We start from the raw sequence: 14000 nt of genomic DNA on the forward strand, positions 1-14000 counted from the left end.
CGGTAAGGCCTCTGCCGAGCATGGCTCGGCACTACGCTCCCTCCCTTGCGTCGCAGGCGTAGGGGAGGGTTGGGGAGGGGTTGGCTTTTGATGCATTGCCGGTAATGCCTCTGCCGAGCACGGCTCGGCACTACAGGTGGGGCTTTACCGGTAAGGCCCTGCCGAGCATGGCTCGGCACTACGGATGTCTGTTTCGTTGTCAGCTTCGCGGCTTACGCCGCTCCTACATACGGGGACGTTTCATGCCTGCTGCAGTGCCTGTCTACATGCCTTGGTTGATGACGGCCGGTTTCGGCTGGTTGTATTACCGGCGCATCCGTCGCCATTTCGGCTGGCAGCCGTGGCGGCCGGTTCGCAACGCCGTCCGTATCGGCATCCTGTCGTTGGTGGGTGCTGCGCTGGTAGCGGCGGCGATCTACATCCCGCATGTTGCGCTGGGGATTATTGTCGGCGCGATCGCCGGAGTTGGACTGGGCTTGTTCGCACTCAGGCACACGCTGATCAGCTCGCGCGATGGCCGCGTCGGCTACACACCGAATCCCTGGATTGGTGGCGCCTTGGCGGTATTGCTGATGGGGCGTTTGGCCTGGCGTTGGTATGGCGGCGCTTTCAGCCAGGGCATGGGGGCGGGCATGGGCAACGCCAGTCCCTTGACCCTGGCATTGGCGGCGGCCTTGATCAGCTATGGATTCGTGCAGGCGATAGGTTTGGCGATACGCCTGCGCTCTTAGTTGTAGTGCCGAGCCGTGCTCGGCAGGGGCTCTACCGGTAAGGCCCCATGCCGAGCATGGCTCGGCACTACAGGTGAAGCTTTACCGGTGAGGCCCCTTGCCGAGCATGGCTCGGCGCTACAGGGAGCGGGCGTCAACCTGCCTTTGGTGTCAGCTTCAGCAATTTCGCGTTGGCGCCATCTTCCAGCAGCCACAGGGCGCCGTCCGGGCCTTGCTCCACTTCGCGGATGCGGTTGCCCATGTCGAAGCGTTCGGCTTCGCGGGCCTTGTCGCCATCGAAGGCAACACGCACCAGCGATTTGGACGACAGCCCGCCAATGAACCCGCTGCCCTGCCACTGCGGGAACAATGCACCGTTGTAGATGATGAAGCCGGCCGGCGAGATCACCTGCCGCCAGGTCACCACCGGGGCGATGAACTCGGGGCGGGTGTCGTGGTCGGGGATGGTGCGGCCGTCGTAGTGGTCACCGTTGGAGACGATGGGGTAGCCATAGTTGCCGCCGCGCTGGATCAGGTTCAGCTCGTCGCCGCCCTTCGGGCCCATCTCGTGTTCCCACAGCTTGCCGTTGGCGTCGAAGGCCAGTCCGAGCACGCTGCGATGGCCCAGCGACCATACCTGGTCTGCGGGCGAGCCCTGCGCTACGAAGGGATTGTCGGCCGGCACGCTGCCATCGTCGTTGAGACGGATGATCTTGCCCAGGTTGGTCTTCATGTCCTGCGCCGGGTCGAACTTCTGCCGTTCGCTGGAGCTGATCCACAACTTGCCGTCCGGGCCGAATGCCAGGCGGTGGCCGTAGTGGCCTCGGCCGCTGACCTTGGGCGTCTGCCGCCAGATCACCTGCGCGTCGCTCAACGCGCCGCTACCGTCGGCATTCAAGATCAGCTTGGCGCGGGCGACGGCCGCACCACGGGTGTCATCCGTGCCGTCTTCGGCATAGCTGTAATAGACCAGGCCATTGCTGGCGAATTGCGGATGGACAACAACATCCCCAAAGCCGCCCTGGCCGCCGTAGGCCACGGTGGGTACGCCGCTGATGTCGCCGCGCTTGCCGCTGGTCGGGTCGAAATGGACCAGCTTGCCGCCCTTCTCGGTGACCAGCAGGCTGCCGTCGGGCAGGAAGGTCATCGCCCAGGGCTCGTTGAAGCGGGCGGCTTCGGTGGCGGTGAACGGCCACTGCGCGGGCTTCACGGCCGCTTCTGCTGCCGGGTCGGGGTCGGCCGCACAGGCGCTGGTGAACAGGGCGGGGGCCAGGGCCAGGGTCATGCTGAGCAGGAGGGTACGGGGCATGGAGGTCTCCGGAAGCGGTAAGCGATACCAGTGCAGGGTTTTACACCATGGCGACCGATGCTGCCCGTTCGGGGGATGGGCCTGCCGCATGGAATCGCTTACCGTAGCGGCCGAGTGCCCGCGGATACTGGGCTCGTGGTTCCACAAAAAAGGAGTTTTCATGACGAAACATCAGATCTATCGCCCGTCCGGCGCGTTCATTGCCGCTGCGTGGACGGCCTTGCTGCTGGGGGCGGTGGCGTATCTGGTTGGCCTGTTCAACGCCGAGATGCTGCTCAACGAGAAAGGCTATTACCTGACCCTGTTGCTGTTTGGCCTGTTCTCGGCGGTGTCGCTGCAGAAGAGCGTGCGTGACCGCCTGGAGAACATCCCGGTGAGCAGCCTGTATTACAGCCTGTGCTGGTTCGCACTGCTGTGTGCGCTGCTGTTGTTGCTGGTTGGCTTGTGGAACGCGACCCTGCTGCTGAGCGAGAAGGGCTTCTACGGCATGTCGTTCGCGTTGTCGCTGTTCGGCGCCGTGGCGGTGCAGAAGAACACCCGCGACGTGATGGCGGCCGACGCGGCCTACGGCACCCCGCCGCTGCCGCCGCAGGAGTGAGTGAATGCCACTCCCGCCGATGGCGGGAGTGGCTGCAGCCGATCAGCTGTCGCTGCCCGGGTCCTGCTCCGGGTGCTGTGCCGTGCGCCGGGCGACGATGCCGGTTGCGGTGACACCGCCGGTGGCATTGCCGATGGTGCAGAACACGTCGGGGATGGTATCCACCGCCAGCAGCACGCCCAGCGGTTCCACCGGCAGGCCCAGGCTCTGGGTGATCGGCATGTTGTTGGTCATGAAGTTGGCCTGGCCGGGCAGGCCGGTCGAACCCATGCTGATCGCCGCTGCCAGCAACACCGCCACTGCGTACTGTGAGGCATGCACATCAATGCCGTACAACCAGGCAATGAAGCTGGCCACGGCGATGTACTGCGCCGGGCTGGTGATGCGGAACAGTGATACCGCCATTGGCAGCACCAGCGAGGTGAGCGCCGGCGGATAGCCCAGGCGGTTGCGCGCGCTGTCGATCATGGCCGGCAGCGAGGCCAGCGAGGACTGCGTGCTGCCGGCAATCACCTGTACCGGCACCAATGCACGGGCAAAGCGGCCGAACGGCTCGCCGGCGGCGAAGCGGGCGACCAGGTACAGCAGCAGGGTGATCAGGATGTAGATCACGCACATCAGCACGATGTAATAGCCCAGCACGCCGATGATGCTCATGCCGACCTCGGCGCAGACCACGAAGACCAGCGCGAACACGCCCACCGGTGCCGCCCACAGCACCCAGCGCACGATGGTGATCATGGTGTCGGCGATGATGCGGATGATTTCCAGGATGCGGTCGCGGCGCTCCGGTTCCTGCCGGCTCAGGGCAAAGCCGAAGAACATGGCGAAGGCCACCAGCGGCAGCATCGCGCTGGAGGCGGCTGCCGCCAGTGCATTGCTGGGAATCAGCGAGCTGATCCACTGCGCGGCGCTGAGCGGTGTGGCGGCGGTGGTTGGTGAGCGCAGTGCATCGCGGAAGGCCTGGATGTTGTCGGCATCACGCGGCAGTAGGTCCAGCAGGAACGGGGTGATCACCGCGGAGAAAGCGGCCGAGCCGACCAACAGGATCAGGAACACGATGATTGCGTTGCGGGCGGTACGCCCGGAGGCGGCGGCATTGCTGGCGGTATTGACGCCGACGATCACCAATGCGGTGACCAGGGGCACTACCGTCATCTGCAGCGCATTGAGCCAGAGTCGGCCGATTGGCCGCAGCACGTCGGCGATCTTCAGTGCCAGCGTCTGGTCGTAGGCGGTCAATGCCAGGCCGACGATGGCGGCCAGCACCAGCGCGATCAGCACCTTGACGGGCGCGGAGACCTTGGAAGTTTTTGCGGGTGCGCTGTCGGTCATGAAGAGAAGGTCTGGCTAAAGGAAGGGAAGATGCCCGGTAACGGAGAAATGCTCAACGAGTGGTTTCTGGAAGTGCGGGCAGATCCCAGCTGCGCTGCAGGCGCTGGTACTCGGCGTCGGGCAGCAGCACGAACAGCGGCTTGGCGTCGGGAGACAACCAAGCCAGCAAGGCCGACATGCGCGCTGGCTCCATTGCCGTGCAGCCGACGGTCGCTTCGCCGGGCTGGCGCCACAGATGGGCGAAGATGCAGCTGCCCTGGCCAGGCACCGCACCTGGGTTGTGCTCGATGACGAAACCTTCGCGGTAACGGCGGTCGCCGTCGTTGTGCAGGTCCAGGCGCATGGCCTCGGTGGAACCCTTGACCGCGGCTTCGCCGACCTTGGCGGCATCGACGATCTGGTTGTACAGCGGCGAGGCAGGGACATCCATGCAGTAGCTGCTGGCCAGCATCGGCTGGTAGGGCATGGCGCTGCTGATGTGTTCGGCATAGCCGAAGGCCGGGCCGATAGCGAAGATGCCGGCCGGGCTGCGACCATCGCCTTCGCGCTTCTGCGGGCCATCTGCCTGTTGCGGGTGCACGCCCATGCCCCAGGCGCTGCCACTACGGCCGAGGCTGACATCGAAACCCGCGCCATGGGCTTTCCAGCCGCTGGCGGTGCGCTCGAAGGCCTGCAGGTGGCCATTGGGTGTGTCCCAGCCGGCAGAAGTGACCACGATCAGCTGGTGTGCTTCGCCCATGGGTGTGGCCAGCGGCACAGCGATGCTGACCGGGGCAATCAGCATCAATGCGCTGCCCAGCAGGTGACGGAAGTTTCGGTGTAACAAGCTGAGCATGGCGCCGGCTCCTGGGTCAGTTGTCGATCAGATGCTGGATGCGTTCCTGGTTCAATGCCAGCTGCCGCTGCCGATCAGGATTGGTCTGGCACAGCAGTACGAACACGAAATCCAGCAGGTATTGCAGCGAACTGCGGTACAGCAGTTGCGCGATGGGTGGCTGCGGGTCATGCGCGCAGATGGCCAGCGCCGCATCGGCGTGTGCACGCAGGGGGTTGGCGGTGTGGCGGGTGATCGACACGACCTTGCCACCGACTTCCTGGAACTGCCGCGACAACTGCCACAGCTGTGGCAGCTTGCCGAACTCGGAGAACACCAGCAGCACGTCGCCGGGGCGGGCCGCCGAGAGGTTGGCGGTCATCAGGATGGGGTCGGCATGCTGCACGGTGAGGAAGCCGAGCAGTGACAGGCGCATGGCGAACTCACGCGCGTACAGGCCATCGTCTCCGAGTCCGTAGATGAAGACCTTGGGTGCGGTATCGATCAAGCCGATGATGGCCTCGACATCGGCCTGCGGGTTGGCGGCCTTCGTTTCTTCTTCGGCCGCCACTTTGGCACGCCGCAGGGTCTCGGCGATCAGCAGGTAGCCGCCTGGCTGGTCTTCCGGTGGCCAACGGGTACTTTCGCCGTTGCCTGCGGCGGCCACGGCGGCGCCTACCGAGTATTTCAAGTCTGGATAGCCTTTGAAGCCGAGCTTCTGGCTGAACTTGACTACGCTGGACTGGCTGATATCCAGGGCATTGGCGAGCTGCTGCGAGGAGTAATCGCGCAGCAGGTGTGCGTTGTCGAGGATGAAGTCGGCGATGCGCCGTTCGATGGCCGACATCTGTTCGCGTTCGGAGCGGATTTTTACCAGAGGTGGCATGGGCGTATGGGTGTTTATCTGCTGATGACTTTAAGGGATTGCGCAAGCAAGCGGAGCAATGCGTCGCTCCCTCCCTTGCGCGCAGCGCAGGGGAGGGCCGGGGAGGGGTAGCTTCTGCTTTTGCTTTTGCTTCTGCTGTTGCTCCAGCCCCCTCCCTTGCACGAAGTGCAGGGGAGGGTTGGGGAGGGGTAGCTGTTGCTGTTGCTCTTGCCTTTGATCTACCGGGTCCCCTTCCGCAGCGACGGAGCTGGCAGACAAGACCCCGAAAGGGGCGACGCACAGGGATGTGCGTCGTTTTTCGACGATACAGGGATGTATCGTCGAAAAATCCTGCCAGCGGAGTGGACCTGGAGCGCGCAGCGCGGAAGGTGCGGAGGCAGGGTGTGCTTGACCAGCCATTCGGCTGTTGAAAAGGCGCCTCGTTGGGCCACGTTCCTTTGCACAAGCAAACAAAGGTGCGCTCGCGCCCCGAAGGAGGGTGAAAGCTTTTGATTCTGGTTTTGCCGTTGCCGTTGCAGCTGCTTTGGAGGTGCCAAAGGGCAAGTCAAAGTCAAAGCAAGGGCTTTCACTCCCCTTCGGGGAGCGAGTTACTTTTCTTTGCTTGTGCAAAGAAAAGCTAACCAAAAGAAAGCACACCCTGCCTACGCGCCCACGACGCTGCGCGTCGCGGGTCCACTCCGCCGCCGGGATTTTTCGACGAGACGTCCCTGTCTCGTCGAAAAACGACGTGCATCCATGCACGCCGCCCCTGCGGGGTCTTGTCCGGTGGCTGCGTCGCTGCGGAAGGGGACCCGGTGGGGCAAAAGCTGGAGCAACAGCAACAGCAACAGCAACAGCAACAGCAGAAGCCGGAGCCGGAGCCGGAGCCGGAGCAGAAGCAGAAGCAGAAGCAGAAGCAGAAGCTACCCCTCCCCAACCCTCCCCTGCGCTGCGCGCAAGGGAGGGGGCGACAGCCGAAGCTGAAGCCAGCTTCATGCGTTGATAGGGGCGCTCCTCCCAAAACAAAACAGCACCGGGCTTTGCCGGTGCTGTTGTTTGCGCATGCGCGATCACGGCGGCGGCAACCGAGGAGAGACCGGTTGCCGCCTGCGTGATCACGGCTTGATCATCTCCAGCCCGCGCACCTCGATGATGCCCAGGCCCGGCGCGTCGGTAATGCTGATCTCCGATTCATTGAAGATCACACCACCCACCACCGGATTGAACTGGCTCAACGACGGCCCATCCAGATCCACCTTGCTGATCGCGCCGGACTTGGCCACGCCCAGGTGCACCGCTGCGGCCACGCTGATGCTGGATTCCAGCATGCAGCCGATCATGCACGGCACGCCGTACAACGAGGCGATATCGGCAATCTTGATTGCATTGGAAATGCCGCCGGTCTTCATCAGCTTGATGTTGATGATGTCGGCCGCCCCCTGCTGGATCAGGTCGAACACCTGGTGCGGGCTGAACACGCTCTCGTCGGCCATCACCGGTGTGTTGACCCGCTCGGTGACGTACTTCATGCCGGCGATGTCCGCTGCCTTCACCGGCTGTTCCAGCAGCTCCAGTACGACGCCGGCGTTCTCCAGTACGTTCATCGCATACACCGCCTGCTTGGCGGTCCAGCCCTGGTTGGCATCCAGGCGTAACAGTGCGCGGCCTTCAACGGCAGCGTGGATGGCCTTGACCCGTTCGATGTCCAGGCCGATGTCCTTGCCGACCTTGATCTTCAGCGACTCGAAGCCGCGCTCCACCGCTGACAGCGAATCGGCCACCATCTTGTCGATGTAGTCGACGCTGATGGTGATGTCGGTGGTGATCACCGGGTCGCCGCCGCCCAGCATCTGGTACAGCGGTGCCTTGTGCAGCTGTGCCCACAGATCGTAGATGGCGATTTCCACCGCCGCCTTGGCGCTGGTGTTGCGCTCCAATGAGGTCTGGATCAGGCCGCAGATGCGGTTGAGGTTGCTGATGTCCTCGCCGATCAGGCGGGGTTTGATGAAGGTGTTGATGGCCTCGATGATCGAGCCGTGGGTGTCGCCGGTGATCACCGCGGTGGCCGGCGCCTCGCCGTAACCGGTGTGGCCAGTGTCGGTGCGTACCATCACCACGATGTCTTCCACCGTTTCCACGGTACGCAGCGCGGTCTTGAACGGGGTTTTCAGCGGCACGCGGAGCATGCCAAGTTCGATGTCGGTGATCTTCATTTGGTGTCTTGCAGGCGGATGCGCTGGATGTTGGTCATGCGGTCGATATAGCTGGCGGTATCGCTGGCCATCATCGGCTGCAGCGGGGTCACCGATACGCCGTTGAGGCTGGCATGCACGCGCTTGCCGCTGGCGTCGAACCAGCTGCCACCGGAGGTATCGTGGATCACCCAGGTCATGCCATTGGCTTCGCCGAGCATCATCATCACGTGGCCGGGGATGTACACCAGGTCACCGACCTGCAGGTTGGCGATGGCCTCGTTGCGTTTGGCCTTGCTGTCCTTGTCGGTGAACGGCACGCGGTTCAAGGCCGGGCTGATTGCCTGCGCGCTGGTATTGCGCGGCAGCAGCACGCCGAAGCTGCGGTAGATCTCGGAGACGAAGCCGCTGCAATCGCGGGTGTCATAGGAATGACCCCAGCCATAGCGTTCGCCGAGGAACTTGAAGGCCTGGGTGATCAGGTTGGCCTGGGTCAGCGGCAGGTAATCGCTGGACGATTCCTGCGAGCGCGGCAGCAGCGCAGGCACCAATGCGAGGCTGCCGTCGTCATTGCGCACCGGTAGCTGGATCACATGGCCGCCATGCGCCTGCTGGCCGTTGACCGGGTCCATGACCGCCCAGTCGGCCAGCACGGGCACGCGCACGCCCATTTCCAACTGCAGGTCGGAGACACGCGGCTCTTCCGGGGTGTGTGCGGTGAACGCCTTGCCGGCGGTGATCACCCGATACGGGCCGCTGGCACCGTAGCCGAATACCTGTTCGGCGCTGCCGATGCCGACGAAGCGCTTTTCCATCCATGCCGCATAGCGTTCGCTGGCGACGAATACCCACTTGCCGTCGGCGCTCTCATGCAGCACCGCCACGGCGTCGCCGGGGAACAGCGCCGACTCCTGGAAGCGGTCGATATCGGTATCGCCCTGGCTGCTGAATACGCGCAGCTCGGTGGGGAAGGCGCGCAGCGCGGCGCGGTGTACCACCAGCCCGTACTGGATCGGGCGCGTGGCCGGGATCGCATCCAGGCCGAGGTTGGCGGTCACCGCCTGCAGCTGGGCTGGAGTGACCAGCTTGCCATGGACATCGTACAGGGGGCGGCTCGGGGCCTTGGAAATGCCGTTGATCTGCTCGCGGACCAGTACTTGTGGCAGTAGCGTGGGCAGCTTGTGCAGGTCGATGATGGAAGCATCAAGCTGGCGCATGCGGGCGTTCTGCGCATCGATGGCGGCGCGGTCCAGGATCACCGCGTCGGCATTGGGCAGCTTGCTGATCCAGGGCTGCGGCGTCAGCAGGGCGTCTTCCAGGCCGATGATGCCGGCATAAGTGGGAGCAATCGCGGCCACGGGGGCCCGCGACAGCGCGAAAGCCGGCCCGGCGCACACTGCCGTGGCAAGGATCAAAGCCCGCGCCAGCGGGGCAAAGCGTCGGCGCTGGGATAGCGGCGGCAAAGCAAGCATTGGGAAGCTCCCCTCGTTGATGCTCAGGAATACTTATTCCTTTCGTCGTCGAAAGCAAGAATAAATTATTGACCCGCTGTCGGGTGCGTGTTACACAGCGTTAACCACCCTGCACGTGGAAGTGTTGCCGTGGCTTCAAACGCCGATTCTGCCCGCTTTGCCCGCGTACCGTTCGCCCGCAAGGTCCTCGCCTCTGCCCTGTGCATGGGCCTGGCCTGGATCGCCCATGCCGGTGAGGCGCCATCGACGGCGTTGCCCGAGTTGGTAGCGCGCGTGGACCGTGGCGATTTTGCCGGCGCGGAGGCTGAAATCGACAAGGCGCTGGCCGCGCCCGCTACCGATGCCGACAGCCGCGCCGCCTACCTGTTCCAGCGTGAGCGCATGCGCCGTATCCGCCTGGATTTCACTCTGGACGAAGCGCAGGCCAAGGCGGCGGTGCGCAAGTCGGTCCCCGACCTGCGCGACGAGGAGTTCAAGGCTTGGGACGACGCCGGCCTGATCGAGCATCTGGACATCGATGGCCAGCGTCGCTGGTTCAAGCGCGCCCCCAATAATCTGTTCCTGTTCAGTGCCGAGGCTTCCAACCGGCGGCCGCCGGAGAAGCGTGTTTCCCGGCCCGGTCCTTATGAGCGACTCGGCTCGCACCATCTGGAGGTGATCCAGGCATCGGAGCAGGGCGGCCAGACCAGCATCAGCCCGCGCCGCGTGCGTATCACCCAGTCCATCAAGGTCGATGCCGATGCGGTGCCGGCGGGAAAGACCGTGCGCGCCTGGCTGCCGTACCCGCGTTCGATACCCGGCCAGCAGGAAAACATCCAATGGCTGTCCAGCGTGCCGCAGGGCGCACAGATCGCACCCGAAGACACCTTGCAGCGCACCGCCTATCTTGAGCGCAAGGCCGTAGCCGGCACGCCGACCGAGTTCTCGGTCAGCTACGAGCTCACCATCTCCGCGCGCCGTTTCATCATCGACCCGGACAAGGTGCTGCCAACGCCGCGGGACCCGCTGCTTGCGCCCTATCTGGCCGAGCGCGCACCGCATGTGGTGTTCACCCCGGCCATGCGGGAGTTCTCGCGCAAGGCGGTGGGCAATGAAACCAATCCCTACCGCGTCGCCAAGAAGTTGTTCGACGCGGTGGATGCGATTCCGTGGGGCGGCGCCCGCGAGTACTCGACGATCAGCAATATTTCCGATTACGCATTGCATGCAGGGCACGCCGATTGCGGCCAGCAGACCTTGCTGCTGATCTCGCTGCTGCGGATGAACGGTATCCCGGCGCGTTGGCAGTCGGGCATGGTGTATTCGGACAACGAGGTCGGCTACAACAACCTGCACGATTGGGGCGCGCTCTATCTTGCGCCCTACGGCTGGGTGCCGATGGATGTAAGCACGGGTGCACTGGACAGCGACCAGCCCGAACAACGCAATTTCTATTTCGGCGGGCTGGATGCCTACCGCATCGCGTTCAACGATGACTACTCACGCGCGTTCGTGCCTGCCAAGCAGCACTTCCGTTCGGAGACCGTTGATCTGCAACGAGGTGAGGTTGAGTGGGAAGGGGGGAACCTTTACTTCAACCAGTGGCAATACGACTTCCAGTCGCAGGTTCTGGCGCCGGAGTCCAAGTAATAGAACGTCGTAACCGTTGTCTTACTTATCGATTTACGTCTGCAGGAGAGAGCAGGGGATGAACAGGAAAATGTTGAAAAGAGCGGCGCTGACCGTCGCATTGGGTGCCTGTCTTGGCGTGATGGCGCCGAGCGTGATGGCACAGAGTGCGAACGGTGCGATTGCCGGCCGCGCAAACTCCGGTGACCAGATCACCGTGGTGAACAAGGCGACGGGTTTGACCCGTACCGTAACCGTGGGCGCTGACGGCTCGTATCGCCTGAGCCAGCTGCCGGTGGGCGACTACAGCCTGCAGGTCAAGCGCGACGGGGAAGTCGACAAGGAGCCGGTGGCGGTCAACGTGTCGCTGGGCGGCACCACCAACGTCAATCTGGGTGGTGGTGGAGCAGGCAACGCGGTTACCCTGGACTCGGTGCAGGTAACCGGCTCCAAGATCGTCAATCGGGTGGATGTCTATTCGACCGAATCTTCGTTCAACATCAAGCGCGAAGAACTGGCGCACATGCCGGTGGACCAGAGCGTAGCCGCTGTCGCCTTGCTGGCGCCCGGCGTGGTGGATTCCGGCTCGAGCTTCGGTGGTCTGAGCTTCGGTGGCTCCTCCGTAGCCGAGAACGTGGCCTACATCAACGGTTTGAACGTTACCGATCCCTACCGCCGCCAGGGTTTCTCGGAGGTTCCCTTCAACTTCTATGAAGAGTTCCAGATCAAGACCGGTGGCTACTCGGCCGAGTTCGGCCGCAGCACCGGTGGCGTCATCAATGCCATCACCCGTTCGGGCGGCAATGAGTTCAAGGGTGGCGTGCAAGTCACCATGGAGCCGTCGGCATGGGCTTCGGAGAAGAAGGATCATTTCCACAGCGATGGCAGCATCGACGAGCGTAACCGCACCAGCCGAGATCGCGCCCCGCTGACGAAGACCAATGTATGGGCGTCCGGTCCCATCATGCAGGACAAGTTGTTCTTCTTCGCTATGTATGAGAACCGCGACAGCAAGTCGCAGGACCTCGATAACTCCGAAGCGTGGAAGACCAAGAGCAATAACGATTTCTGGGGCACCAAGCTCGATTGGCGCATCAGCGACAACCATCAGCTGGAGTTTCTCGCTTTCTCCGACAAGTCGGATTCAGTGACCACCAGCTACGACGACTATGATTGGAATACCAACATTTTTGGTGAATCCAGCGGTCAGAGCAGTGGCTCCTCCGGCGGCGACAACTGGTCGTTGACTTACACCGGACATCTGAGCGACAACTTCGTTGCCAAGGCGATGTACGGCGTCAACAAGCGTAGCGCAGTGAGTGACAGCCCGTCGGATGGCGAGTGCAGCATCATCACGGTGGCGTCCAGCTACAGCAGGATCTATGGCGAACAGGAAGGCGTGGGCTGCCACCCGACCAACGACGCCATCAGCAACCGTGAAGACAAGCGTGAAGCTGCGCGCCTGGACTTTGAATGGACGCTGGGTGATCACCTGATTCGTTTCGGTCTGGATCAGGAGGTGATGGATTCGGTCAGCTCGACCATCTATCCGGGTGATGGATCCACCTACCAGGTGCTCTCCGTGGACGCGGGCAGTTCCGTAAACGGAGTAACGCTGCCTGCCGGTATCACCGATATCGTTGACGCGCGCTACAAGGTCACCGGTGCGCCGGTCAGCACCAAGGCGCAGGCGTTCTATCTGGAAGACAACTGGAACGTCACCCCGAACCTGCTGTTGAACCTTGGCGTGCGTTTCGACCAGTTCCACAACAAGCTGGCCTCTGGTGCCACCTTCGCCAAGTCCAAGTTCAATGACATGATCTCGCCGCGTCTGGGCTTCAGCTGGGACGTCAAGGGCGATGGCTCGATGAAGGTGTTCGGTAACGCGGGCCGCTACTACACCCCGCTCACCAACAAGCTCACCGACTACTTTGGTGGCGGCACCACCGATGAGCATACGTATTACGCGTTCAATGGGTGGGAAGAGAAGCAGAGCTCAAACGGCAGTACCTACAAGGTGCCGGTGCTCGGCCAGCAGATCGGCCCGGTCAACACCGAAGGCAATGCTCCGGCGCCCACGGACGTTCGCACGGCGGTAGCGCGTGACCTGAAGCAGGTGTTCCAGGATGAGTACATCCTCGGCTTCCAGCAGGCGATCAACGAAGAATGGTCGTACGGCGTCAATGCGACCTACCGCCGCATGACCCGCGCCGTTGAAGATGCGCGCATCAACCACGTGGAAGGCTGCGACTGGTATTCGGGTGACTGGCCGATCATCAATCCGGGTGAAACAAATCAGCTGTGGTGCCCGGATACCAACAGCTGGGTGAGCCTTGATTCGTCCAAGGACGGCTACAAGGCACTGGGTAGCGGCACCATCATGGGCTACAAGCGTCCCAAGCGGACCTACAAGGCGCTGGAGTTCCAGATCGACCGCGCCTGGAATGACAAGTGGTCGTTCAATGCCAGCTATCTGCTGTCCAAGAGCGAAGGCAATATCGAAGGACCAGTGAACTCGGACACCGGCTACAACGACACCAATCTGGTGCAGTACTACGATCACCCGGCGGTCAACGAGCGCTTTGGCGTGACCTTCAATGATGCCCGTCACCAGTTCAAGCTGCGTGGTGCGTTCAAGTTGAATGAACAGTGGTCCTTCGGCAGCACGCTATCGGCCCGTTCGGGTGGCCCAATCACCGCGTTTGGCGTGGTTTGGCCAAACGACAACCGCAATGCCGGCGGCCCGGGTGAATACAGTGGTGGTGGTTCGGGCTGGCTGTGCAAAGCCAACTGCTCGACGTGGGCCAGCCGCGAGCAGGAGTACTCCGGGCGCGGTGCCTTTGGCCGCATGCCGTGGGTAATCGATCTCGGAGCCAGCGTGATGTGGACCCTGCCGGTGGAAGGTATCGACTTGACGGCACGCCTGTCGGTCTACAACCTGCTCAACCGGCAGACCGTGGTCAACGTGCACTCCCGCTACGAGAGCACCCCGGGCACGAAGATGCCTTACTTCGGCGAAGGTACGCATTGGCAGGCTCCGCGTTACAGCAACCTGGTCGTAACCTGGAACTTCTGATGTAGTGTTTGAGAACGGCCC

Annotated in this window: 10 protein-coding genes; 4 read left to right on the forward strand and 6 right to left on the reverse strand. The window is 62.9% G+C overall.

The features are described 5' to 3' along the window. Positions 1-242: 242 nt before the first annotated feature. Entirely contained in the window at positions 243-731 is a 489-nt protein-coding gene (locus tag AC1VXC_RS07985; protein ID WP_313171065.1) for a CcdC protein domain-containing protein, read from the forward strand. Positions 732-864: 133 nt separating this feature from the next. On the opposite strand, the gene AC1VXC_RS07990 is transcribed toward AC1VXC_RS07985, so the two are convergent. Then, a complete protein-coding gene (locus tag AC1VXC_RS07990; RefSeq protein ID WP_481539419.1) occupies positions 865-2019 on the reverse strand; it encodes a PQQ-dependent sugar dehydrogenase in 1155 nt (384 codons plus the stop codon). 160 nt (positions 2020-2179) lie between these two features. Here AC1VXC_RS07990 and yiaA point away from each other — a divergent pair, with 160 nt between their 5' ends. After that, on the forward strand, positions 2180-2617 hold the full coding sequence (yiaA, locus tag AC1VXC_RS07995) for an inner membrane protein YiaA (protein ID WP_313171061.1): 438 nt from the start codon (positions 2180-2182) through the stop codon (positions 2615-2617). Between the two features lie 42 nt (positions 2618-2659). Here the strand turns inward: yiaA and AC1VXC_RS08000 are convergent, their stop codons facing one another. The 5 genes from AC1VXC_RS08000 to AC1VXC_RS08020 form a co-directional block, all read right to left on the reverse strand. Beyond that, a complete protein-coding gene (locus tag AC1VXC_RS08000) occupies positions 2660-3952 on the reverse strand; it encodes a dicarboxylate/amino acid:cation symporter (protein WP_481539418.1) in 1293 nt (430 codons plus the stop codon). Positions 3953-4004: 52 nt separating this feature from the next. Next, complete coding sequence (locus AC1VXC_RS08005; RefSeq protein WP_481539422.1) at positions 4005-4736, reverse strand: L,D-transpeptidase family protein; 732 nt, start codon at positions 4734-4736, stop codon at positions 4005-4007. Positions 4737-4803: 67 nt separating this feature from the next. After that, entirely contained in the window at positions 4804-5652 is an 849-nt protein-coding gene (locus tag AC1VXC_RS08010; RefSeq protein ID WP_313171057.1) for a MurR/RpiR family transcriptional regulator, read from the reverse strand. A 1094-nt stretch (positions 5653-6746) separates the two neighbouring features. Then, positions 6747-7844 (reverse strand): dipeptide epimerase, encoded by a 1098-nt coding sequence (locus AC1VXC_RS08015; RefSeq protein ID WP_313171055.1) that lies wholly within the window; start codon positions 7842-7844, stop codon positions 6747-6749. Beyond that, complete coding sequence (locus AC1VXC_RS08020) at positions 7841-9295, reverse strand: C40 family peptidase (RefSeq protein WP_481539417.1); 1455 nt, start codon at positions 9293-9295, stop codon at positions 7841-7843. Before AC1VXC_RS08020 ends, AC1VXC_RS08015 begins: the two co-directional genes overlap by 4 nt. A gap of 204 nt (positions 9296-9499) precedes the next feature. Between AC1VXC_RS08020 and AC1VXC_RS08025 the strand changes: the two genes are divergently transcribed. Together AC1VXC_RS08025 and AC1VXC_RS08030 are read left to right on the forward strand one after the other, a co-directional pair. Further along, positions 9500-10924 carry a transglutaminase-like domain-containing protein gene (locus tag AC1VXC_RS08025; protein ID WP_481539421.1) on the forward strand — a complete coding sequence of 475 codons (1425 nt, stop codon included), beginning with the start codon at positions 9500-9502 and terminating at the stop codon, positions 10922-10924. Between the two features lie 58 nt (positions 10925-10982). Continuing rightward, complete coding sequence (locus tag AC1VXC_RS08030) at positions 10983-13979, forward strand: TonB-dependent receptor (protein WP_481539416.1); 2997 nt, start codon at positions 10983-10985, stop codon at positions 13977-13979. The last annotated feature ends 21 nt before the right edge of the window (positions 13980-14000 follow it).

This window comes from Stenotrophomonas sp. STEN033, from assembly GCF_056856655.1.

Excerpts from the sequence above, each read along its gene's own strand:
- AC1VXC_RS07985 (WP_313171065.1), top strand. The coding sequence starts at position 243 with ATGCCTGCTGCAGTGCCTGTCTACATGCCTTGGTTGATGACGGCCGGT.
- AC1VXC_RS08015 (WP_313171055.1), bottom strand. The coding sequence starts at position 7,844 with ATGAAGATCACCGACATCGAACTTGGCATGCTCCGCGTGCCGCTGAAA.
- AC1VXC_RS07990 (WP_481539419.1), bottom strand. The coding sequence starts at position 2,019 with ATGCCCCGTACCCTCCTGCTCAGCATGACCCTGGCCCTGGCCCCCGCC.
- AC1VXC_RS08025 (WP_481539421.1), top strand. The coding sequence starts at position 9,500 with ATGGGCCTGGCCTGGATCGCCCATGCCGGTGAGGCGCCATCGACGGCG.
- AC1VXC_RS08010 (WP_313171057.1), bottom strand. The coding sequence starts at position 5,652 with ATGCCACCTCTGGTAAAAATCCGCTCCGAACGCGAACAGATGTCGGCC.
- AC1VXC_RS08030 (WP_481539416.1), top strand. The coding sequence starts at position 10,983 with ATGAACAGGAAAATGTTGAAAAGAGCGGCGCTGACCGTCGCATTGGGT.
- yiaA (WP_313171061.1), top strand. The coding sequence starts at position 2,180 with ATGACGAAACATCAGATCTATCGCCCGTCCGGCGCGTTCATTGCCGCT.
- AC1VXC_RS08000 (WP_481539418.1), bottom strand. The coding sequence starts at position 3,952 with ATGACCGACAGCGCACCCGCAAAAACTTCCAAGGTCTCCGCGCCCGTC.
- AC1VXC_RS08005 (WP_481539422.1), bottom strand. The coding sequence starts at position 4,736 with ATGCTGATTGCCCCGGTCAGCATCGCTGTGCCGCTGGCCACACCCATG.
- AC1VXC_RS08020 (WP_481539417.1), bottom strand. The coding sequence starts at position 9,295 with ATGCTTGCTTTGCCGCCGCTATCCCAGCGCCGACGCTTTGCCCCGCTG.